This is a genomic window from Mesorhizobium shangrilense, assembly GCF_040537815.1.
GTDB lineage: Bacteria > Pseudomonadota > Alphaproteobacteria > Rhizobiales > Rhizobiaceae > Mesorhizobium > Mesorhizobium shangrilense.
In genome coordinates this window covers 40,444-62,018 of record NZ_JBEWSZ010000004.1, presented here as the reverse complement: position 1 = coordinate 62,018, position 21,575 = coordinate 40,444, and the positions used below count along the sequence as shown (strand labels likewise).

General features: G+C 62.8%; 19 protein-coding genes. 5 read left to right on the top strand and 14 right to left on the bottom strand.

From position 1 onward, the window contains the following. Nucleotides 1-33 precede the first annotated feature (33 nt). From ABVQ20_RS31140 to ABVQ20_RS31120, 5 genes are all read left to right on the top strand, one after another. Nucleotides 34-735 carry a class I SAM-dependent methyltransferase gene (locus ABVQ20_RS31140; protein ID WP_354463532.1) on the top strand — a complete coding sequence of 234 codons (702 nt, stop codon included), beginning with the start codon at nucleotides 34-36 and terminating at the stop codon, nucleotides 733-735. Between the two features lie 189 nt (nucleotides 736-924). Further along, nucleotides 925-1,212: a YciI family protein gene (locus tag ABVQ20_RS31135; RefSeq protein WP_354463531.1), complete on the top strand. Its 288-nt coding sequence runs from the start codon at nucleotides 925-927 to the stop codon at nucleotides 1,210-1,212. Nucleotides 1,213-1,225: 13 nt separating this feature from the next. Beyond that, nucleotides 1,226-2,287 (top strand): maleylacetate reductase, encoded by a 1,062-nt coding sequence (locus ABVQ20_RS31130; protein ID WP_354463530.1) that lies wholly within the window; start codon nucleotides 1,226-1,228, stop codon nucleotides 2,285-2,287. Between the two features lie 27 nt (nucleotides 2,288-2,314). Further along, complete coding sequence (locus ABVQ20_RS31125) at nucleotides 2,315-3,232, top strand: intradiol ring-cleavage dioxygenase (protein WP_354463529.1); 918 nt, start codon at nucleotides 2,315-2,317, stop codon at nucleotides 3,230-3,232. A 112-nt stretch (nucleotides 3,233-3,344) separates the two neighbouring features. After that, the gene (locus ABVQ20_RS31120; protein ID WP_354463528.1) at nucleotides 3,345-5,042 is read left to right on the top strand and encodes an extracellular solute-binding protein; all 1,698 of its coding nucleotides are present in this window, start codon (nucleotides 3,345-3,347) and stop codon (nucleotides 5,040-5,042) included. Between the two features lie 76 nt (nucleotides 5,043-5,118). On the opposite strand, the gene ABVQ20_RS31115 is transcribed toward ABVQ20_RS31120, so the two are convergent. The 14 genes from ABVQ20_RS31115 to ABVQ20_RS31050 all read right to left on the bottom strand — a co-directional run bounded on the left by ABVQ20_RS31115 (nucleotide 5,119) and on the right by ABVQ20_RS31050 (nucleotide 21,351). Further along, complete coding sequence (locus tag ABVQ20_RS31115; RefSeq protein ID WP_354463527.1) at nucleotides 5,119-5,925, bottom strand: SDR family NAD(P)-dependent oxidoreductase; 807 nt, start codon at nucleotides 5,923-5,925, stop codon at nucleotides 5,119-5,121. Nucleotides 5,926-5,936: 11 nt separating this feature from the next. Continuing rightward, a complete protein-coding gene (locus tag ABVQ20_RS31110) occupies nucleotides 5,937-6,794 on the bottom strand; it encodes a sugar phosphate isomerase/epimerase family protein (protein ID WP_354463526.1) in 858 nt (285 codons plus the stop codon). Nucleotides 6,795-6,805: 11 nt separating this feature from the next. Further along, a complete protein-coding gene (locus ABVQ20_RS31105) occupies nucleotides 6,806-7,603 on the bottom strand; it encodes an SDR family NAD(P)-dependent oxidoreductase (RefSeq protein ID WP_354463525.1) in 798 nt (265 codons plus the stop codon). Nucleotides 7,604-7,673: 70 nt separating this feature from the next. Further along, nucleotides 7,674-8,651 (bottom strand): sugar ABC transporter substrate-binding protein, encoded by a 978-nt coding sequence (locus tag ABVQ20_RS31100; RefSeq protein WP_354463524.1) that lies wholly within the window; start codon nucleotides 8,649-8,651, stop codon nucleotides 7,674-7,676. 203 nt (nucleotides 8,652-8,854) lie between these two features. Beyond that, a complete protein-coding gene (locus ABVQ20_RS31095; RefSeq protein ID WP_354463523.1) occupies nucleotides 8,855-9,811 on the bottom strand; it encodes an ABC transporter permease in 957 nt (318 codons plus the stop codon). Nucleotides 9,812-9,840: 29 nt separating this feature from the next. Then, nucleotides 9,841-10,806 (bottom strand): ABC transporter permease, encoded by a 966-nt coding sequence (locus ABVQ20_RS31090; protein WP_354463522.1) that lies wholly within the window; start codon nucleotides 10,804-10,806, stop codon nucleotides 9,841-9,843. Nucleotides 10,807-10,841: 35 nt separating this feature from the next. Beyond that, nucleotides 10,842-12,353 carry a sugar ABC transporter ATP-binding protein gene (locus ABVQ20_RS31085; RefSeq protein WP_354463521.1) on the bottom strand — a complete coding sequence of 504 codons (1,512 nt, stop codon included), beginning with the start codon at nucleotides 12,351-12,353 and terminating at the stop codon, nucleotides 10,842-10,844. Between the two features lie 313 nt (nucleotides 12,354-12,666). Then, a complete protein-coding gene (locus ABVQ20_RS31080; RefSeq protein ID WP_354463520.1) occupies nucleotides 12,667-13,875 on the bottom strand; it encodes a serine hydrolase domain-containing protein in 1,209 nt (402 codons plus the stop codon). Between the two features lie 11 nt (nucleotides 13,876-13,886). Then, nucleotides 13,887-14,816: a MurR/RpiR family transcriptional regulator gene (locus ABVQ20_RS31075; RefSeq protein WP_354463519.1), complete on the bottom strand. Its 930-nt coding sequence runs from the start codon at nucleotides 14,814-14,816 to the stop codon at nucleotides 13,887-13,889. A 13-nt stretch (nucleotides 14,817-14,829) separates the two neighbouring features. After that, complete coding sequence (locus tag ABVQ20_RS31070; protein WP_354463518.1) at nucleotides 14,830-16,284, bottom strand: amidase; 1,455 nt, start codon at nucleotides 16,282-16,284, stop codon at nucleotides 14,830-14,832. Between the two features lie 3 nt (nucleotides 16,285-16,287). Continuing rightward, nucleotides 16,288-17,940: an ABC transporter ATP-binding protein gene (locus ABVQ20_RS31065; RefSeq protein ID WP_354463517.1), complete on the bottom strand. Its 1,653-nt coding sequence runs from the start codon at nucleotides 17,938-17,940 to the stop codon at nucleotides 16,288-16,290. After that, nucleotides 17,937-18,731, bottom strand: coding sequence for an ABC transporter permease (locus ABVQ20_RS31060; protein WP_435528465.1), 795 nt, complete (start codon nucleotides 18,729-18,731; stop codon nucleotides 17,937-17,939). The genes ABVQ20_RS31065 and ABVQ20_RS31060 overlap by 4 nt, the downstream gene beginning before the upstream one ends. Before the next feature lie 68 nt (nucleotides 18,732-18,799). Further along, nucleotides 18,800-19,738 carry an ABC transporter permease gene (locus ABVQ20_RS31055; protein WP_354463515.1) on the bottom strand — a complete coding sequence of 313 codons (939 nt, stop codon included), beginning with the start codon at nucleotides 19,736-19,738 and terminating at the stop codon, nucleotides 18,800-18,802. Between the two features lie 65 nt (nucleotides 19,739-19,803). Next, complete coding sequence (locus ABVQ20_RS31050; RefSeq protein WP_354463514.1) at nucleotides 19,804-21,351, bottom strand: ABC transporter substrate-binding protein; 1,548 nt, start codon at nucleotides 21,349-21,351, stop codon at nucleotides 19,804-19,806. Between the last annotated feature and the right edge of the window lie 224 nt (nucleotides 21,352-21,575).

Here is a 21,575-nt window from a genome sequence, read left to right as displayed (position 1 = left end):
ACACCGAGTCAATCATGTAACAATAAAAGTTACATGAAAAAAGATGACCATTCGGCGGGCGATCCTGGCAGCAGTTCGGCTGCGTTCAACGCGGCCCATGCGCGTTCCTACGCCGAGGGACCGCCGAGGCAAGTTCCCGGCTTTGCCGGCCTTCAACGCATGACCTCGATGCTCCTGGCGGAGCGTGTCTCCTCGCATGGGCGGGTTCTGGTTCTGGGAGCCGGCGGCGGCCTGGAGCTGAAGGCTCTGGCCGATGACCATCCCGGCTGGACGTTTACCGGCGTTGACCCATCGGCCGACATGCTCCGGGTGGCGGAACAGATCGTTGGACCGCACGCGGGGCGGATACGCCTTCATGAAGGCTATATCGACGCCGCGCCGGCAGGGCCGTTCGAAGGCGCCACTTGCCTGCTGACGCTCCATTTCGTTCCCCGCGACCAACGTCTCGAGACGCTTCGTCAAATCCATCGTCGTCTTGTGCCGGGCGCGCCGTTTGTTGTCGCTCACCTCAGTTTTGCGCAGACCGAGCCCGAGCGGACGATGTGGATTGCCCGTCACGTCGCATTCGGCGGGTCCGACCCCGCCAACGCGGAGAGCGCCAGGCGGGCCATCGCGACCAGGTTGTCAGTCCTGTCGCCCGAGGAAGACGAGGCGATGCTGCGCCAGGCAGGGTTCTCCAATGTCAGCCTGTTCTATGCGGGCCTGGGTTTCAGGGGCTGGGTGGCATACGCATAGCCCTTTCGGCCACCGGCGCTTCCGTACTTTGGTCCAAATTGGACAAAACTTGGAAGCATGCCCGCACTTTTCGCGCTACCTTCACTGTGTCGTCTTTTGCCACGCCCTGAACGTCACCAGCCGCATTGATCCTGCGGATGGACCGGGTCGGCTGGCAACCGCTTGCTGGACGCCTGGGAGGGCTTCGTGATGTTGTTTGCTGTCCACTGCCTGGACCATGCCGATGCGCTGCCGAGGCGCCTGGCCAATTACGACGCGCACAAGGCGCATCTCGCCCAAGGCAGTGTGAAGACCGTCATCTCCGGTCCGCTCCTGGCCGGGGACGGCGAAACAATGATCGGCTCGCTCTTTGTGTTTTCCGCCGAGACGATCGATGATATCCGGGCATTCAATGCCGCCGATCCCTTCAACGCTGCCAATGTCTGGCAGTCCGTCAGCATCAACCCGTTCCTGATGCGGGTCGACAACCGGAACTAGGTCAGGCGAATTCATGGAACCCTTCGTTTACAACGGCCAGCCGGCCCGTGTCATTTTCGGATCCGGCACCATCCAGCAGTTGCCGGCGGAACTGGATCGGCTGGGCTTGAAGCGCGTCGTAGTGCTCGCAACGCCACCGCAGGAGCCCGAAGCGCGGCGTCTTGTCGAGAAGCTCGATGGCCGCGCCGCCGGCATTTACGCGCGGGCGACGATGCACACGCCCGTCGAGATCACCGAGGACGCGCTGCGCGTCGTCCTGGACCTCAAGGCGGACGGGCTCGTTGCCGTGGGCGGTGGGTCGACCACGGGTCTCGCCAAGGCCATCGCGCTGCGCACCGATCTGCCGCAAATCGTGGTCCCGACGACCTATGCGGGCTCGGAGATGACGCCGATCCTTGGCGAGACGAGGGACGGGGTGAAAGTCACCCAATCGAGCCCCAAGGTGCTGCCCGAGGTGGTGATCTATGACATCGACCTCACACTGTCGCTGCCGGCGGCCATGTCCGGCACCAGCGGCTTGAATGCCATCGCGCACGCGGTCGAAGCGCTTTATGCGAGGGAACGCAACCCGGTGATCAGCCTGATGGCGACAGAGGCGATAGGATCGCTTGCCGCCGCCTTGCCGACAATCGCCGTCGAGCCCGGCAACCGGGAAGCGCGGGGAAAGGCGCTGTATGGCGCCTGGCTTTGCGGCATCTGTCTGGGATCGGTGGGCATGGCGCTGCACCACAAGCTCTGCCACACGCTCGGCGGCAGCTTCGACCTGCCGCATGCCGAAACGCATGCGATCGTGCTTCCGCATGCGCTTGCCTACAACGCACCGGCAATACCCGATGTGATGGGCGGGCTGCGGAACGTGCTTGGAACAGACGACCCGGCCATGGCGCTCTACGATCTTGCGGGAAAGGTCGGCGCACGGCGCGCGCTCGCTGACATCGGCATGCCCGAAAGCGGCATCGAGCTTGCGACGGACAGGGCGCTGTCCAATCCTTACTGGAACCCGCGCCCCTTGGAGCGCGATGCCATACGGGGACTCATCGCCCGGGCCTATGCCGGTGAGCCGCCGCGCTCCTGACGCGGCGAAATCTTGAGGAGGATCATCTTGGGCAAAGCAGAAGCGCAAGGCGCGCAACCACCGAAATATCCATATTTCGAGGAAGAAACCTCGGTCGAGGTCGTCAACGCGCGCATGGGACCTGACGTCGATCCGCGCCTGCGTGAAGTCATGACCGTCCTCGTCAAGCATCTGCACGCGGCCATCAAGGAAATCGAGCCCACGCATGAGGAATGGCTGCAGGGCATCACCTTCCTGACTGAGGTCGGCCGGATGTGCTCGGAGTGGAGGCAGGAATTCATCCTTTTGTCGGACACGCTCGGCGTATCGATGCTGGTCGATGCCATCAATCACCGGCGGCCGAATGGTGCGACGGAGAACACCATCCTGGGACCGTTCTACGTGCCGGAGGCGCCACGCTACGCGCACGGCACGAACATCTGCCTGGACGGCAAGGGCGAGCCGCTGGTGGTGCGCGGGCGGGTGCTGGATACCGAGGGCAGGCCGGTTGCCGGAGCGCTGATCGACGTCTGGCAGACCAATAACGACGGTTTCTATGACGTTCAGCAGAAGGGATTGCAGCCTGACTGGAACCTGCGCGGCGTGTTCACCACCAACGAGAATGGCGAATACTGGTATCGGGCCGTCAAGCCACGCTACTACCCGATTCCAGACGATGGGCCCGTGGGCAAGATGCTTGCCGCTCTGGGACGCCATCCCAACCGGGCAGCGCACATCCATTTCGTTGTGAGCGCGCCGGGCTATGACCCGGTCATCACTCATATATTCACGCCCGATTGCCAGTACCTCGCTGAAGACGCGGTCTTTGGCGTCAAGGATTCGCTGGTCGCGGATTTCAAGGAGATCACGGACCCCGCCAGTGCGGCGGAGCTTGATTTCACGTCGCCATATTGGGCGGTGAACTGGGATTTCGTGCTTGCCCGCAAACCGGCCGACGTCGCCTGAAACGAAACAGCCCTCACACAATTGCTGCAATTCAGTCCATTTTGGACGAAACTGCGGTATCCGTTCCGCTTTCGCGCTAGTTTGCCGTGGCTCAATGGAGTGAGGAGGCCTCATGAACGACCACGAGTTCCTGCGCGTCTACGATTTCGTCGATCGGCTGAGGACGCCGTTCCTCGGCGTCGCCGATGTCGAGGACGAGGCCTCGTGGCGCATGATCCATTACATCATGCGTTCGGAACTCGAAGGCTATCCGGTGACGATGAGCAAGCTCGCGCTTGTCTCAGGCCTGAGCCACGGCACGGCGATCCGGCGCATCCAGGACATGATCAGCAAGGGGCTTGTCGAGCGCCGGCCTGCGCCAGACAAGCCCAGGAGTTTCACGCTGCATCCCACCGAGGAGCTGACAATGCTCGCGGTCAACTATGCGGCGGAGACCAAGGCGCTGATCGCGGAGATCTTGGGCGGGCGCGGCACGGAAGAGCACGAAACCAACTATTATTTTGGTGCGCCCCGGCGCGGCAACCCGGTCATTCCCCCGATCAATCTGCTGAAGAGCCGGATCACCGAGGGTGTCGAACTCCAGTTCCTGCTCAATGACGACAATTATTTCGCGGCCATGCGCAACATGTGGTCCGACTTCCGCAACAACCTCGCCAGCGCCAGGAGCTTCAAGCTCGTCCACCAGAACGACCTCTATCGCGAGGGGCTGGCCAATGGCCAGCGTGCGGTGTCGGCCTATGACATCATTGCCATAGACATGCCCTGGCTGGGCGAGTTCGCGGGCAAGGGCCTGGTCATGCCGATCGGCGAGATGATCCGCGAATCCGGCATCAATGCGATGGATTTTCATCCGTCGATCTGGTCGACAACGACCTGGCAGCGGGTGGAATACGGTGTGCCGATCTACTGCACCATCGAGGTTCTCGCTTGCCGCAGCGACCTGTTCGAGGGTGCCGGCCTCACCCTTCCGCGAACCTTCGATGAGGTGATCTCAGCCGGGCGCGCATTCCACAATCCGCCCGCGGATCGCTACGGCATCGCGTGGAACGCGGCGCGCATGCCGCTTGCTTCCAGCTTCATGTTCTTCCTCGGCTGCTGCGGCCAGACGGTTCTCTCCATCCGGCGCACGCCGACTGGCTTTTCGACGGAAAATCTCGACCGCCAGCACATGCGGCCCCGGATCGACAGCGAGGCAGCGCTCATTGTCCTCGACTACATGCATCGGCTTCTCGAGATCGCCCAGCCCGGCGCGCTCGATGCCCATTGGGACGATTCCTGCGCGGTCTTCCTGAAGGGCCAGAGCGCCATGGGCTATGTCTGGACCATGCGCGCCGCCCAGTTCGATGCGGAGGTGCGCTCAGCCGTCAAGCGCCGGGTCTCCTATGTGCCGCAACCCTCTGGGCCGGGCGGTACCAACACGTCGCCGATCGGCGGGTTCCTGCTCTGCATCCCCTCCAACATCGATCCGAAAAGACTGCCGCTGGCAACGGAGGCTCTCGCCTGGATGGCGTCACGCGAAGCGATGAAGGAGCATGTGAAGAACGGCTTTCCGGTCGCGCCGCGCTTTTCGGTGAGCGCTGACCCCGAAGCGACCGGGCGTTCGCAACTGGTGCGCTTCGTCGGCAATCTCGGCAACCGCAATCTGCTCAGGAACTGGCAGCGGCCGCCGGTTCCCTTCTATACCGACATGGAGCGCATCATCGGCGAGGAGATCCATGACGCACTATCCGGTAAAAAGTCCGACCGGGCGGCGCTGAAGGATGCGCAGAACCGCCTCGACCGGATCATCGACAGGGCAATCGGCGTCTGAGGCCGGCGGTTCAGCGTTTCACGCAAACGCTGAACCGCCCGCTCTCTTTGTTCCGGCGCAATTCCAGACGGAAAACCTAGGCGATGGCACGGATCGAGCCGCCGTCGACGCCCCAGACCGAGGACGTGACGAAGGACGCCAGGTCGGAAGCCAGGAAGACGATGACATTGGCGACTTCCTCGGGTCTGCCGAGACGGCCGAGCGGAAGCTGGCGCAGGGACATCTCGTGTTCGACCGCTTTCTGCGGTTCCATGTTGTGGAACTTGCCCATGGTCTCGGCAAATCCGCCTGGCTGCGTCCAGAACGGCGTCCAGATCGGACCTGGCGCCACGGCGTTGATACGGATGTTGTTGGCGCCTTCGCTGCGGGCCAGTCCCTTGGTCAGCGCCAGCACCGCCGCCTTGGAAGCCGAGTAGTCGATCGGCACGCCTTCCGGTTGCCGGGCAAGATCGGAAGCGTTGTTTATGATCGCACCCTTGCCCTGCTTGCGCATCACCGGCAGCACGATGCGCGTGGTGCGTACATAGCTCATGAAGTTGAGCGAGAAGGTCTTGTCCCACTCTGCATCGCTCAGCTGGTCGAAAGTGCGCACCGCGCCCGAGCCGACATTGTTGACCAGCACATCGAGCGCGCCACCAAGATGGGCGATCGCCGCGCCGACCTTGTCCTCGATATCGGCGGCGGAGGAGAGATCGGCCTTGAACGCCGCCGCCTGTCCACCGGCATCCGCAACGGCGTCCGCCGTTTCACCAAGGCCAGCGGCATCGATGTCGAGCAGCGCCAGGCGGCATCCCTCGCGCCCGAAGGCAACAGCGGTTTCGCGGCCGATGCCCTTGGCGGCGCCGGTGATCAGCACCGTCCTGCCCTTGAGATTGGTTTCCATCCTATCCTCCCTTACTTCTTGGCGAACTGCGCCATCGTGGTTTCAAACGATTGCCGCGCCGCTTCCTCGAGCGGCAGGACACGGTGCTTTTTGGAGATCACTTCGACCGAGTAGAAGCTGTCGAAGCCCGTCTTCTGGACGGCGTCGATAAAGGCCGGCGGATCGAGCACGCCTTCACCGCAGAGCCGCCGCTGATAGATCGTGTCTTCCCAGAGCGTGCCGACGACCTCGGCATCGGCATCGTCGAGTTCGACGGACACGACATACTGCCCGGGGACCTTGGCCACCGCCTCGTAGGGGATGCCGCCGCGACCGATATGCCAGATGTCCAGCAGCAGGCCACCGTTCGGCTGTGCCGCGCCCTCGACGAGGGCGCGGGCGGTTTCCAGGGTGCTGACATTGGAAAAGGGCATCACCTCCAGGGCGATGCTGGTTCCGTAGCGTGTCGCGTCCTGGCAGATCTCGGCAAAGCTTTCTGTCACATGTGGCAGGTCGATGCTCCTGGCGTCGAATTCCGGCGCGATCTTGACGTCGCGCGCACCAAGCGCCTCCGCCGCTTCGAACAGCTCCCGGCGCACCTTGTCGGAGGCGACCTTCAGTTCGCCGCTGGAGAACCAGTGCGTGATGAATTCGAGCTCGACATGGGGCATGCCATTGGCATCGAGAATGCGCCGCATTTCCTTGAGGCCGATCTGCTCGCGCGTGGCCTGGAGGTCGGCATGGATGAGGCCGACGCCCTTGTAGCCGGCTTCTGCCGCCGCCTCGACACGCCGGGCAAAGGGAAACGGGCTGATCTCGTTCGGCGCAAAGGGATAGACGTCGCCCGCGATCGTCCAGTACGCCGCAACGAGTTCGATGGTCTTGCTCATGGCTCGCCTCCTCAGACCGACGCGCCTTCGGAACCGGTCCGGAAGTCGAAGCTGGTCGTCAGGCCGCCATCCGCGATGATTTCGGCGCCGTTGAGCGCGGTGGACGCGTCCGACAGCAGGAACAGGGCCGCGCGAGCGACTTCGCCGGGGTCAAGGATCCTGCCGAAAGGCTGGCGATTGGCACGCGTGGCTAGGAAGCGGTCTGGATCGTTAGCCGACTTCATATGCCGCTCGAAAAGACCCGCCAGCATCGGCCCGGGGCTCAGCACATTGGCGCGAACGCCCTGGCGGGCGTGGTCCATGGCCACGGTCCGCGTCAGCTGGCGCACGGCGCCCTTGGAGGCCGCGTAGACAGCGAGCTGTTGCTCGGCGAATGTCGCGTCGATGCTGGCCACCGCGACGATTGGACCGCCGCCGCGCTCGATCATCAGCGGCAGCAGCGCGCGGAAGGCAAGCGCGGTGCCGATGAAGTTGACGGACATGGTCTTTTCCATGGCCGCCTTGTCGAACTCCAGCAACGTACCGACGTTCAGCATGGCCGCCGAGGTGACCAGCCCCAGTGTCCCTGGATCGGTGGCGGCCACGGAACTGGCGATCCCGTTCCAGGTCTCCTCGAGGGAGACGTCACCCTGGACATGCGTGTAGAGCTCGTTGGACAGTTCGGCGGGCGCCGGCGCCAGATCGACGCCGATGGTGCGCACACCGCTTGCGACCAAGAGTTGGGCGATCTTGGTGCCCAGACCGGAAGCCGTGCCCGAAACCACGACGAGTTCAGGCAGAACATTGGTAAACAGTGGCTCCTCGGCCATGGGGTACTCCTTTGTTGTAGGTCAAGTCCTGGGAGGCGCGGCGGGACGACCGCCGCACCTCAAATCGAAATCAGCGCCCGATGGCGGCGTCGCAGTCGGAGACGTTGGCCTTGGTGATGATCTCGTGCGGCAGGTAGATCTCCTTCTCGACTTTCTTGCCGTCGAGGAGGTCGACCACCGCGTTGGCCGCGTATTTGCCGTCGTCGATCGGCGACTGCAGCACGGTCGCGTATTGCGTGCCGTCCTTGATCTGGTTGACGCCTTCGATCGAGCAGTTGGACCCGACGAGGACGAGGCTGGCCGGATCGATGCCCGCGCGCTTGGCGGCCACGATCACGCCCGACATCATGTTGTCGGCCTGGGCGTAGACGCCCTTCACGTCCGGGCCTACCTGGGTGAAGAGCGCGGCAGCGGCGTCGGTGGCCTTCGTCTGGTCCCAGTTGCCGTTCTGCTTGCCGGCGACGACGATGCCCTTGGCCTTCTCGCCAAGCACGTCCTCCAGGCCTTTCGAGCGCGCGATCTGCGGCGGCGTTCCGGGAACGCCCTCGACGATGACAATCTTGCCTTCAGTGCCGAACTTCTTTTCGGCGAAACCCTTGATCATGGCCTCGCCGGCGGACTGGCCGTTGCCAAGATCGGAGGGGCCGGTGAAGACGCTCCAATAGTCGGCGTATTTGTCGTCCGGCTTCGAATTGGTGATCACCAGCGGAATGCCGGCCTGCTTGATCTTGCGCAGCGACGGCACGATGGCGCTGGCATCCGCCGGCCAGAGCACGATCGCGGCCGGGTTCTGGGCAATCGCCTGGTCGACCTGGGATGCCTGTTCGGCGGCATCGTAGTTGGTGATCTTCACGTCGACATCGACGCCGGCGGCGCTGGCGACTTCCTTGAAGGCGCGCTGGTGGAGCGCGCAATATTCGCATTCCTCGGTCACCGTCAGCAGGATCACCTTCGATCCCTTGGCGCCGGCGAATGCCATGTCGGGCATCGCCAGTCCCATGAACGCGGTGGTCGCCAGCGCGAGCTTGGTCAGTTTTGAGAAATTCATGTCGTCTTTCCTCCCGTTTCAGGTTGCACGTCGCCCATCCCCGCCGCCCAACACGGCGCAGGCAGAACTGGGTTTCGTCGGTTACTTCCGCTAGAGCATGATGCTGAAAAGTGTGAAGCGGTTTTCGGACGACATCATGCTCTATCTCTTTGATTTAGAGGCGGATTCAGATTTCAGATCGATTGATCTGAAATCATCCGACTCTAGGCGGAATGTCTGGCCCGCGATGCCGCGAACCGTTCGCTCATCCATGCGCCCAACTGTCCGTCGAGCAGCACGATTCCCATCAGCACGAGCCCGTTCGCGAACAGGATCCCCGTTGCGCCCATGCCCATCAAACTCAATCCGTTGTTCATCACCGTCAGGATCAGCGACCCGATCAGCACATGCAGTGGCGAGCCCGACCCACCAGACAGGGCCACGCCGCCGACGATTGCCGCCGACACGGCTTGCAGCATGAGATTGCTCCCAGTGGTCGCGGCAGCACTGGCCAGGCTCATCGACAGGAGGCTGCCGGCCATTGCAGCGCAAAGAGCGGAGATGATGAAGACGATAAAGAGGGACAGGCCGACCTTCGCGCCGCTCGCCGCCGCCACCAGGCGCTTGCTGCCGATGACTCGGATGTCGCGGCCCATCAGCGTGTGGCGCGTGAACAGGCCGGCCAGCAGAAAAGCCGCCAGCGTGATCAGGCTGCGCCAGGAGAAGATCGTCAGGATCGGATTGTCGAGCGCAAAGCCGGGATCGAAATTGTCGGTGCTGATCACCTTGCCGCCGGCAAGCCAGAAAGCAAACCCTGAGAGTGCCATCATCGATCCGACGGTGACGACCAGCGAGGACACGTTGAAGCGGCTGACGACGAAGGCGTTGGCCGCACCGATTGCCACCGCGAAGGCGAATGCCACGCACATGCCATAGGCGAGATTGCTCTCGCCGGTGACCAGCGTCAGCAGTCCGCCGACGGCAACCATGGACCCCACGCTAAGGTCGAATTCGCCGGCGATCATGGTCAGCGACAGGCCGAGCGCCACCAGGCCCAGCAGCGCGAATGACTGCATCAGCGCATAGATGTTGCGGCCGCTGACGAAGGCCGGATTCCAGGACGCAAAGACAATGATCAACGCGATCAGGAGCGCGATGCGCAGCAAGGTGGCCGTGGACATGGGCTGGGACTTCCGTGGCGATGCCATGGTCATTTCCTCGCGCCGAGCGCCAGCGCGCCCAGGATGACGGAGGCGATCACGACCAGGCCTTTCACGATCAGCTGGATTTCCAGCGACAGGCCCTTGAGCAGCAGGATGTTGGTGATGATCGCCAGGAAAACCGCGCCGATGGCGGCGTCGAGAATGCGTCCCTGACCGCCCTTGATCGCCACGCCGCCGACAAGCACCGCGGCGATGGCGTCGAAATCGAGACCCGCGCCGAGCTTGAGATTGCCCTGGGCCGCCTGCGAACCGTAGAGCGCGCCGGCAAAGGCGGCGGCCGCGGCCGCTAGCACATAAGCGATCACCAGGGCTCGGCCGACGCGCAGGCCGGTGAAATGCGCGGCCTTCGGATTGAGACCGATCAGGCGCAGTTCGCGGCCGAAGCGTGTCCGCTCGACGATGAAGCTGAAGACGAGTGCCGCGAGCAGAAACAGCACGATCTGGTTGGGGATACCGGCCATGCGGCCAATAGCAAGCCAACTCGCGTCGCCCTGTCCGACAACGGTCAGGCCGCCGGAATAGAACGACCCGGCGCCGGTGATGATCGAAGCCATCGCGATGGTGGTGATGATCGGGTTGGTCTTGAAGACGCCCACGGCCATGCCCTGGGCAAGGCCGAACAAGGCACCGACCAACACCACCACGGCGATGCTCGGGAGGAGTCCGAGATGCAGACAGGATGCGAACACGATCGTCGATACGGCCGCCGTCGCGCCCATCGAGAGCATGAAGAGATTGCCCGAGAGGGTGATGAACGCCATGCCGACGGCGGCTATGCCCACCGCCGAAGTCGAATACATGATCGCGGAAATGTTGGCGCTGGACGCAAAGCCGGGCACCGTCACGCCAGCCCAGGCCGCCAGGAGGACCGTGCCCATCCAGACGGCCGTGGACTGGATGCGCTCCGGGCTCAGCAGTGCCGCGCCCACGGATTTCATTTCAACAGCGGCCAAGCCGGAACCTCCGCTTCCTGTCCTTGTTTCGATGCTCATGCCGCCCTCGCCATGCCCGGTCCGCGCACGACATCGCCCAGGATCGAGTCCATGGCGGTCTCCTCGACAGGCAAGTCGTTGACGATCTCGCCCCGGAAAACGGTGATCACGCGTTGCGACAGTTCGCGGATTTCCTCGAGGTCGGTCGAGAAGAACAGGACGACCAGACCCTGGCGCGCGAGCGCCTGGAGTTCGCGGTAGATCTCGGTCCGCGCCCCCACATCGACGCCACGCGTCGGCTCATTGAGCACCAGCACCTTCGGTTCGAGGGCCACGGATTTGGCAATGGCGACCTTCTGCTGGTTGCCGCCAGAAAGCGTCGACGCGGCCAATGGCAGCCGCCTTCCATCGATCTGGAAGCGGCGCGCCAGGTCGAGCGCCCGCTTGCGGGCCTCGCCGAGGGAAAGCACGCCGGCGCGGTTCAGGCGGTCGAGTATCGCCGATGTCAGGTTGACCTCGATCGGCGCGCCGAGGAACAGGCTCTTGCCGCCCCGATCCTCCGAGACATAGGCAATGCCACAGGATATCGCCGCCGACAGCGAAGTGACATCAATGGCGGCGCCATTCAGGATCACGCTTCCTTCATGGCGGGCTTCCAGGCCGGCCAGCGTCTCGATCAGTGCATTGGCGCCCGATCCAAGCTGGCCTATGACGCCAACGACTTCGCCGGCGCGAAAGTCCAGCGTCACCGGACGGTATTTTCCGGCGACCGAGAGCGCCTTGAGCTCAAGAACCTTGGGCGCGTGCTGGAGATCGGTGCGGTCACGCACCGAATGGGCTGGCTTGACCTCGCGGCCGATCATCTCGGCGACGAGTTCTTCGCTGGTCCAGTCGGCTGTTGGCTTGGTGAGAACCCGCCGACCATTGCGAAACACGGTTGTGCGGTCGGTGAGCGCGAAAATCTCGGGCAGGCGATGGCTGATATAGATGACGGCGGTGCCGCTCTCGCGCAGCCAGCGAACCGTCTTGAAGACGCGCTGGATCTCGGCGTCGGAAAGGCTCGCGGTCGGCTCGTCCAGGATCAGGATGCGGGCGCCACGCATCACGGCGCGACAGATTTCGAGAAGCTGCTGCTCGGCGATTGCCAGGCGACCGGCCTCGACGTCGAGCGGAACTTCGGAGAGGCCGAGCTGGTCGAGGGTCTGGCGCGCGCGGGCCGCATAGCGCTTCCGGATGTAGAGCTGGCCGACGTCGGGATCGCCGAGAAGCACGTTGTCCAGAACGGACAGATGCGGGATGATCGACAGTTCCTGATAGACGACCGAGACCTGCTTCACACTGGTCAGCTGGCCCGGCTTGAGCAGATTGCCATCGATGCGGATCTCTCCCTCGTCCGGGCTCATCAGCCCGGCGATCATCCGTACCAGCGTGCTTTTGCCGGCGCCGTTCTCGCCGCACAGCGCATGAATTTCGCCGGCCTCAAGATCGAAGTCGACGCCATTCAGCGCCTGGACACCGCCGAAGGATTTCTGCAGGCCCGTGACCGTCAGAACGGCTCGCCTCTCCATCATTTCCTCCCTGACCGGCGGTTGGCCGCCGTGGGAGCTACGCTACAAAATGATGGCGCCTACGACACAGCTATCTGGTCCAGATTGGACTAAGCGTCCGATCAATGGCTGGATAAACACAGTCACTATCAGGCGCGGTGCATAAGTGGGTTGATGGACTCTGCAGCCAATCGCCTATTCAGCCGTGGCGATTCTGATCCTGAAGAGAACTCTGGAAGGGCAACGCGAAGATCAACTCATGGAGCCGCCAGAGGCCGTCGGCAGACTGCTCCATAGGCCCGGCATCCCGCGGCTCTTGAACCACACTCGGATCTTACCGGGACAATCTGTCTCGTATGGCCCTTACGGCAGCCAATGCAGTGCGGCTGCGCTTGGCGTCCAGGAATTCCGGCCAGCTTGACAGCTTCACAGCAGCGAATTCGGCGGCGGGATCGATATAGATGAGCTGTCCGAATACACCTCGCGCCATATAGGCTCCGCGCATGGTGTCCTCTATCCAGAACTGGTTATGATAGGCACCCTGCGGAAGGACGTCGCGATAGACGTCGCCGAAAAGATCGGGATTTCCACAACGGATCTCCCCGATCCAAGCGGCCGGGACGATCTGCCGGCCATCGATCTGGCCATGGCCGAGATGCAGCAGGGCGAAGCGGGCGTAGTCGCGCAAGGTGGCGTTGAAGCCGCCATCACCCAGTGCATAGCCGGCCGGATCGACAGTGAAATAGGCGTCCTCCTCCGCACCCATCGGCGCCCACAATTCGCGGCTGACCAGGTCCGCAAGCGGCATTCCGGAGACCCGCTGCAGAATGAAGGAGAGCACGTCGGTTTCGATCGAGCGATAGCGGAACGCTGCGCCGTGCGCGCATTCGCTCTGCTTCAAGGTCAGGATCAGCTCCCACACGTTTGTCGGCCAAGCCGGGTGCTTGCGCTCCTTCCATCCGCAAGCGACGTCCATTTGCGCCATATGCGAATCCAGCGCGGTGTAGGTCTCGTCGAAAACAACACCGCTGGTCATATCCAGCACGTGCTGCACCGTCGCGCCGCGATAAGCCGTTGCGCCGAGCTCCGGCAGATAATGGGTAACGGGCGCCCCCGGATCGACCAGACCGCGCTCGATCAGGATACCGGCGACGGTGCCGACGATCGACTTTGCCACCGATTGCGACAGATGCGGCGTCCGCGCGGTCATGCCATTCATGTAGCGCTCAGCAACGACCTTGCCGCGATGCAGGACGAGAAACCCGTCGGCATAGCTCGATTGCAGAAAGGCGCCGATTGTCTCGCGTCTTCCGTCGATCTCGAAGCCGATGGCATCAATCTCTTGCAAAGCAACAGGCAACGGGCTCGCCTGGCCTTGGCCGCGCCACACCTGCGTCGTCGCCACCATGTCGCGCACATGCTGGAAGGTCCAGCGGTTCCATGGCGCGCGGTCCCAATCATCGCGCGGGATGATCGGTGCTCCGGGCATTGTGGGATCGCGAAACCAGGAAGTGGCGTCGGCATTCATGCTGTGATCTTTCATGCTGGAAGGTCTCAGTCCTTGCGGCGCAGATAGCTCCCGCCAACGAACTCGCCGAACAGATTTCCCATGTCGCTCATGGCGGCGAAATTGCGTTTGGCTTTTGGACCGAGCCGTATGGCAACCGTGTCGATCATCAGGTTCAGGATAACACCGAGGCTGGCTGTCGAATCCCAGAACGTCTTCACATGCGTATGCCCTTCGAAGACGAAACGTGTGTAGGCGAAGGCCCAATGACTGAACTTGTCGGTGACGACGATCAGTGGCATTTCCAGCGATTTCAGCTTTTCAGCCAGTTTTATGCCGCGCGCCGCATAAGAGGCAGTGTCCACCAGTACGACCAAGCTCTGTTTCGGGTCGGCGGCGATGATCTCGCCAAACGTGCCGCTCGTATTGTCGACAAAGATGACGTTCGGACGCGCCCAAAGCAGGCGGCTGGCAAAATCCATCGCCAGCCCTTTGGATGCCTGGAACCCAACGACATAGACCGTCCGGGACTTGGCGAGCGCAGCGGCGGCTTCGTCCCAAAGGTCGGTCGCGGTTAACGCATAGGCCTTGACGATGGCGTCGAGATCCAGGCGCAGGCTTTCCTGCAGCGCCTCCTGCCGGCTGTTGCGCACCTGGAAACGGCCCATGTAGTCGTCAATGTCGCTGTCCTTCTCGGCGACCGAATGGCGCAGCCGATTCTTGAGATCGCGGAGGCTTTCAAAGCCGAGACCGCGGACGAAGCGCGTCACCGTCATCTCGCTCACGCCGACCGCCTGGGCGATGCTGCTGCCAGTCTCGAAAGGCAGCATATGGACGTTGTCGAGCATGTGGGCAGCGAGGTTTTGTTCGGAAGGCGAAAAATCGGCCATTCGGGCGCGCAGGATCGCCTCGATGTCGATCTTCTCCTCGCTGCCGTTTTGCTCCGTGGCCGTCTTGGAGTTCCGCTTTTTCCCCATGACCGATCCGCCCTTAATGTCTACCTGCGTGCACGTCGGGCTTGCCCTGACCCCAGATGCCGGTGCCGCGTTCCAATCCTTCTTCGAGTTGGCGCGCCACGGCAAGTAGCAGATCCTCTCTTCCGAAACGGGCCACGAGTTGGACGCCGATCGGCAGGCCGGTCTGGCTCAAGCCCACCGGCAGAGAAATGGCAGGCTGCCCGGTCGCGTTGAAAAGGGCGGTGAAGCTTTCCTTCGGCGCGAGGTCGTCGAATACACCGTTCACGTCGATGTCGGGCCGGGCTGGGTCATAGGTGCCTGTGCGTTCCGGCACGATCGTGCAGGTGGGCGTGAGCAGCAGGTCATAGCCGGCGAAAAATCGACCGAGCTGGCGGGTCACCTCATCATAGACGGCAAGCGCGTCGATCAACTGGGTAGCGCTCAGCGTCAGCCCGTGGCGGTAGAGCGAAAGTACGCTGGCGCCGAGCGTCGTTTCATCGATCGCGCGGCCCATATGCCCGGCGATGTCAGCCAGGCCGGCAGCGCTGTCGGACGCCCAGATGATCTTCTGTGCGGCCAGAAACGCGGCGTAGTCGAAGCCTGGCGAGGCCTCCTCGACATGATGGCCGAAGGACGCAAGTCTTGCGGCGGTGCCTATCGTGACGGCCGCGACTTCCGGATCGATTGCGCGGCCGGACCAGGGAATGGTGCAGAGCGCAATGCGCAACGGTCTCGGCGGACGCCCGATCGCGTCGCGGTAGGAGTCTGCCGGCGGCGTGATCTCATAACCGTCGCCGGCATCGGGGCCATGGCACAGGTCGAGCAGCAAGGCGGTGTCGCGGACCGAGCGGGTCAGCATGAACGCGGTGGCGAGGCCGAGCAGAGGCGCGTTAGCGCCGGGCGAACCGGTGACGCGGCCGCGCGACGGCTTCAACCCTATCAGGCCGCAGAAGGAGGCGGGCATGCGGATCGACCCGCCGCCGTCGCTTCCTTGCGCGAACGGGACGATGCCGGCAGCGACCGCCGCCGCCGCGCCGCCGCTCGATCCCGAGACGCCGTGCTCGATGTTCCAGGGGTTGCGTGTCGCACCATAGAGCAGCGTTTCGGTAGCCGCCGGCACGCCGAATTCCGAGCTCGTCGTGCGGCCGGCATTGACAAGGCCGCCCTTGCGAAGGCGGGTCCAGTAGACAGCATCGTGCGTCGCGCGAAAACCCTGCGCAAGGCAGCTACCGAATTCGGCGGGGCGGCCGGCCTCGATCGGGAAATCCTTGGTCAGCGTCGGAATACCATTGAACGGGCCGCCGAGCGCTGCCTCAGGGAGCGCATCGATCGCGTCGCCGTAGAGTTCGACAACTGCATTGATCTCCGGATTGACCACAGCCACAGCCTCCGTGACGCAGCGGCCAAGGTCTCTCGGCGTGATCTTGCCTTTGGCCAGCAACTGGCTGAGGCCGATCCCGTCGTAGGTGACATATTCATCAAGGCGCATGATCTAGACCTGAAATGGGATTTGAGGGGAGGCGGCGGGCGCCAGATGGGAGAGTGACCCAACGAGCTCCTGCGTGTACGGATCTTTCGGAGTGGTCAGCACCTGTCGCGCGGGCCCGTTTTCGACGATCCTGCCGGCCTTGAACACATAGACCCGCTGGCAGATACTGCTGACGACAGAAAGATCGTGTGAGATGTAGAGCAATGTGAGCGCGCGTTCGCGCTGCAGTCGGGTCAGCAGTTCGAGAATCTGCGCTTGGGTGGTGACGTCGAGCGCCGACGTAATCTCGTCGGCGATCAACAGTTGCGGCTGCAAGGCGAGCGCCCGTGCCAGGCCGACACGCTGGCATTGGCCGCCGGAGAGCTGACGCGGTTTGCGGCTGCGCAGCGCGCTTGGAAGTTCGACCATGTCCAGAAGCTCGTTGGCCTGGATTTCCGCTGTCCGGCGATCGGCAAGGCCGTGCCGCCAGATCGGTTCGGCAACCGCTTGCGATATGGTCATGCGCGGGTTGAGCGAATCGTAGGGGTTCTGGAACACCATTTGGACGCGGCGCCGAAAACGGGTGAGCGCGTCACCGGTGAGCGCATTGATGTTCTGTCCCTCAAGCCTGATGACACCAGTGCTCGGCCGATTTTGCCGGATTATGGCGCGGGCAAGCGTGCTCTTTCCCGATCCGCTTTCACCGACGATGCCGACCGTTTCTCCAGTGGCAATCTGGAGATCGACGCCATCGAGTGCAAGGAATGCCCTGGCGCTTGCTTTCGCGAAACCTCCGACCAGGTCGCGTCTGACGGGAAAGGAAACCGAGAAGTTTTCGACGCTAAGCAACGGTGCGGCCGTTGCGCTGGGCAAGGCGGAAAGGCTCCTTCGCCCTGGCTGGGAATCGATGAGGAGCCGTGTGTAGACATGCTGGGGGCGGTTGATGACCTCGTCGATAGGCCCCTGTTCCACGATCTCGCCATCGCGCATTACCACGACGCGCGAACAGATATCGGCGACGACACCGAGATCGTGCGAAATCAGGATGATGGCCAGCCCGCGTTCCTGGTTAAGGTCTTTCAGAAGCTTGAGAATCCTGGCCTGAACGGTGACGTCGAGCGCCGTCGTCGGCTCGTCGGCGATGAGCAGTTTCGGGCCGCAGCCGATCGCGGCCGCGATCATGGCACGCTGCTTCATGCCGCCGGAAAACTCGTGCGGATAGGAACGGGCGCGCATTTCCGGGTCCCGGATACCGACATCGTCGAGCAGCTTTACCGCACGGTGCAGCGCTTCCCGTCTGCTGATGCCGAGGTGCCGGACCAAGGGGGCGGCAATCTGCTTGCCGATGCGGCGCAGTGGATCGAGATGCGAGGCCGGGTTCTGGAAGATCATGCCCATGTCACGGCCGCGGATGGCGCACCAGTCGGGTTCGCTGAAGTCGAGCAAACCACGACCTTCAAGCTTGACGCTGCCACCCGCCTGCGCGGTGCCAGGCAAAAGGCCCATCAAGGCCCGGCAAGTGATGGATTTCCCCGAACCGCTTTCACCGACGATGCCAAGGATTTCGCCCGGGCGTATATGGAACGAGACGCCCTTTACCGCCGTCACCGAACCGAAGGCGATGGTGAGGTTGTCCACTTGCAAAAGCGGTGGCGTCATGGTTGGAGGCGCGTTCATATGGCGACCTGCTTGCGTTGCATTTGCCCGAGGCCGTCGCCCAGGAAGGCAAAGCCGAGACCGAGCGAAATGGCGGCAAGACCTGGAAACAGGCAGACCCACCACGCCTGCTGCACAAAGGCCTGGCCGTCGGCGATCATCACGCCCCATTCGGCAAGCGGCGGCTGCGCTCCCATTCCGAGAAATCCGAAACTGGCGCCGGCCAGCATGACCAGAACAGCATCGCTGACTGCGTAGGCGATGATGGGGCCGATCACGTTGGGCAGGACGTGGCGAAACAGGATCGCGCGTCGCGAATAGCCGAGACATTGGGCCGCCTGGATGTATTCGCTCTCGCGAACCGTCAGCACCTCGGCCCTGACCAGCCTTGCATAGCTGACCCAGCCGACAAGGGTGAGCGCGATGACGAAATTGACCAATCCGGGGCCGATGACGCCAACGATTGCCAGAACCAGGACGAAGAATGGAAAGGCGACGGTCAGGTCGTAGAGCCGCATGAAAAGGCTGTCGATGACGCCGCCAAAGTAACCACTTGTGAGCCCGACGATGGTGCCGATCAGGAGGGGCGGCAGGACGCCGACCACACAGAGGAAAAGGTCGACCCGCGCGGCGAAGAGGACTCGCGAAAAGACGTCGCGGCCGACCTGATCGGTGCCGAACCAATGCTCGGCGCTCGGCGGTGCCAGCATGTTGATGATGTCTACGGCGGTGGGATCGTACGGCGCGATGATCGATGCGGTCAGCGCGACAAAGAACCATCCGCCAAGGAGAACGACGGCGACGATCATCATGGGGCTCAAGCGGCCTGCGCGGCGCGTGGCTGCAGGCAGGGCTGGTGCGTTTGACATTGCGAATATCCTCATAGCCGGACGCGCGGGTCGATGAAGGCTGTCAGCAGATCGACGGTCAGCGTGACGAGGACTGTCGCGGCGGCGAAGATCAGGGTCAGGCCCTGCACGACGTAGTAATCTCGCCCGAGAAGCGCGCTGATCATTAGTGAGCCAAGGCCCGGGACGGCATAGACCGTCTCGACGATAATGGCGCCGCCGATCATGAAGGCGACCATGACGCCCAGCAGGTTGAGCGTGGGCAGAACCGCGTTCGGCAGAATGGTTCTCCAGAATATTTCCCTTTCGCTCGCCCCCTGAGCGCGCGCGGCTGTGGCGAAATCCGCCGTGGTCTTTTCGATCAGCGCGGCGCGCAGGCTTTGCGTAAGCACGGGCACGAGCCAGATCGACGTGGAAACCGCAGGCAGGAACAGATGGTAGAGATGGCCTGTAAAACCCTCACCGTAGCCAGAGACCGGAAACCAGCCAAGGCTGACGCCGAAGAAGCGCGACATCATGATGGCCAGCCAGAAGACAGGAATGGTAAGGCCGGCGATGCCGATGACGCGGATCGCCTGGTCGGCGGCTCCACCGGGCCTGCGCGCACTGGCGATCGCCAGCGCGACAGTCGGCGGTACGGCGAGGCAGACGACATAGCCGGTCAGGAACAGGGTCGGCCACATGAACCGTCCGATAAGCTCGCTCACTGGCTTTTGGAAGCGCAACGACTGGCCGATGTCGCCGCCGAGCAGATTCAGGAAATAGGTGAGAAACTGCCGCCAGAGCGGCAAGTCCAGCCCGTATTGCGTGCGGATCGCTGCGATTGTTTCGGCGCTTGCGCGGTCGCCGGCGAGCAGCCGCGCAGGGTCGCCTGGTGCCATGTGCAAGAGCAGGAACGTGACGATGGTGATTCCGACCAGCACGCCAACCAATTGCAGCAAGCGCTGCGCGATGAGAGATAGCAGGTTCAATCCAGTCCTCCGGCGCGTGAATGCCGGCGGCGCGGTTTCGCCCGCGCCGCCGCATTGTTTTCAGCTCACTTGGAGATTGTGGTGTCTTCAAGCGTCCACTGCAGGGAGGGCGTCAGCTTGATGCCGCTGAGACGCTTCGAATAGGCGACCGCGTTGGGTGCGTAGTAGAGCGGGATCTGCGACACTTCCTCGGTCGTGATCTTCTGGATTTCCTTGTAGATCCCCGCGCGCTTGACTGGATCGGCCTCCTTCGTGCCTTGCTCCACCAGTTCGTCAACCTTGGCGTTGCTGTAGAAGGTATTGTAGGAATTCGAGCCACAAGTGCCGCAGAGCGCCCAGCGCACGGCCAGGTCCGGGTCTGGCGTCTCATTGTACCACCAATTCGCCGCAGCATCGTAGTCGCCCTTGCCGGTCGCATCCCACCATGCGCCGGAATCGACATTCACGATGACCGGCTTCAGGCCGATGGCCTGCCACTGCGCCTGCAGAAGAAGCGCCATCTGCTGCTCGGTGGCACCGGCGGTTGCGAGGATCTTCACCTCCCGGCCTTCCATGCCGGACTCGGCCAGCAGCTGCTTCGCCTTGGCGGTGTCGACCGGGATTCCGGGATTGTCCTTGTCATGGAAATCGACAGCGCCAGGCAACGTGGTGTTGGCTGGCTCTGCATAGCCGCGTGTTATCGCCTTTGTCATCGCCTTGTTGTCGATGGCATAGGCCGCGGCCTGGCGCGCTTTCATATTCGAGAAGGGCTCGCGCTTCTCGTTCAGCAAGGTCATGTAGATGGTGGTCGAAGGTTCGAGCCGCATGTCGATATTTTCCATGGTTTTCAGACCGTCGATCTGCGACCACGGCACCTCCCGCATCACGTCGACTTCCCCAGCCTTCAGCATGGCTGCACGGGTTTCGGGAGAAGCGATTTCACGAAGCTCGACGGTGGCGTCCGACTTGGGATAGCCCTTGCGCCAATAATGTGCGTTGGGCTGTAACACCAGCTTCTCGTTCGGCTTCCACTCCTTGACGGCATAAGGGCCGGACGTGACCGGCGCAGTCGAGAATGCCTTTTCGGCCCCTTGCTTCTCGACATCGGATTTGGAAACAATGCCCATGTTCCAGATTTCGAGATTGCCGAGAAATGGCGCGAAAGCGGATTTGAGCTTGATGACGACGGTCTTCGGATCCGCGGCCGTTGTCGATTCCACCGCACCCAGCGGAGCCGGATAGGCCGACTGCTTGTCGCTGCGAATGCGATCCAGGCTGAACGCCACGTCGGCGGCGGTAATCGGCGAGCCGTCGGAGAATTGCGCATCGCGCAGATGAAACGTGTAGGTGAGGCCGTCGGCGGAGACATCCCAGCTTTCGGCAAGGGCAGGCTCAAGCGCGCCGCTCACGGGATTGCGCAGGAGCAGCCGCGCATAGAGCTGGCCGTAAGTTTCAATGTTGCCGGCGGCGGCCGAGCGCATCGGATCGAGTGTTGTGGTCTGATAGGGCGAGACGATGCGGATCACTTCAGCCGCCAGGGCTGGTGCTGCGACGATGGATGTAAAGGCCACCGAGACAGCGCCATACAATGCCGCGTTCAAGGCCAGTGTCCGGGCCTTTCTCAAAATACCCATTTCGCGTTCTCCCAAAAATGTTTCTTGATGGGACCTCCCGAGCCCCGCGCCATGACGCTATGTGATATTAATAGCATCTGTCAAACTTTATGTTGAAAAGATAACATTGCCGGCTGCGTCAGGGGCAGCCCTCGAAATCAATCTCGCACTTCATTCGACCGTTTCGGTGCAAGGATGGAGCACGATTCAAATGCGAGATGTCAGTGCTCGATCGTCGCTCGGGC

Bases quoted from the DNA above. Each gene is read 5' to 3' on its own strand.
- ABVQ20_RS31095 (WP_354463523.1), bottom strand. From the start codon at position 9,811: ATGTCCACGGCCACCTTGCTGCGCATCGCGCTCCTGATCGCGTTGATC.
- ABVQ20_RS31060 (WP_435528465.1), bottom strand. From the start codon at position 18,731: ATGATGATCGTCGCCGTCGTTCTCCTTGGCGGATGGTTCTTTGTCGCG.
- ABVQ20_RS31130 (WP_354463530.1), top strand. From the start codon at position 1,226: ATGGAACCCTTCGTTTACAACGGCCAGCCGGCCCGTGTCATTTTCGGA.
- ABVQ20_RS31140 (WP_354463532.1), top strand. From the start codon at position 34: ATGAAAAAAGATGACCATTCGGCGGGCGATCCTGGCAGCAGTTCGGCT.
- ABVQ20_RS31105 (WP_354463525.1), bottom strand. From the start codon at position 7,603: ATGGCCGAGGAGCCACTGTTTACCAATGTTCTGCCTGAACTCGTCGTG.
- ABVQ20_RS31085 (WP_354463521.1), bottom strand. From the start codon at position 12,353: ATGGAGAGGCGAGCCGTTCTGACGGTCACGGGCCTGCAGAAATCCTTC.
- ABVQ20_RS31100 (WP_354463524.1), bottom strand. From the start codon at position 8,651: ATGAATTTCTCAAAACTGACCAAGCTCGCGCTGGCGACCACCGCGTTC.
- ABVQ20_RS31075 (WP_354463519.1), bottom strand. From the start codon at position 14,816: ATGGGGAAAAAGCGGAACTCCAAGACGGCCACGGAGCAAAACGGCAGC.
- ABVQ20_RS31070 (WP_354463518.1), bottom strand. From the start codon at position 16,284: ATGCGCCTTGATGAATATGTCACCTACGACGGGATCGGCCTCAGCCAG.
- ABVQ20_RS31115 (WP_354463527.1), bottom strand. From the start codon at position 5,925: ATGGAAACCAATCTCAAGGGCAGGACGGTGCTGATCACCGGCGCCGCC.
- ABVQ20_RS31110 (WP_354463526.1), bottom strand. From the start codon at position 6,794: ATGAGCAAGACCATCGAACTCGTTGCGGCGTACTGGACGATCGCGGGC.
- ABVQ20_RS31065 (WP_354463517.1), bottom strand. From the start codon at position 17,940: ATGAACGCGCCTCCAACCATGACGCCACCGCTTTTGCAAGTGGACAAC.
- ABVQ20_RS31135 (WP_354463531.1), top strand. From the start codon at position 925: ATGTTGTTTGCTGTCCACTGCCTGGACCATGCCGATGCGCTGCCGAGG.
- ABVQ20_RS31120 (WP_354463528.1), top strand. From the start codon at position 3,345: ATGAACGACCACGAGTTCCTGCGCGTCTACGATTTCGTCGATCGGCTG.
- ABVQ20_RS31080 (WP_354463520.1), bottom strand. From the start codon at position 13,875: ATGAAAGATCACAGCATGAATGCCGACGCCACTTCCTGGTTTCGCGAT.
- ABVQ20_RS31050 (WP_354463514.1), bottom strand. From the start codon at position 21,351: ATGGGTATTTTGAGAAAGGCCCGGACACTGGCCTTGAACGCGGCATTG.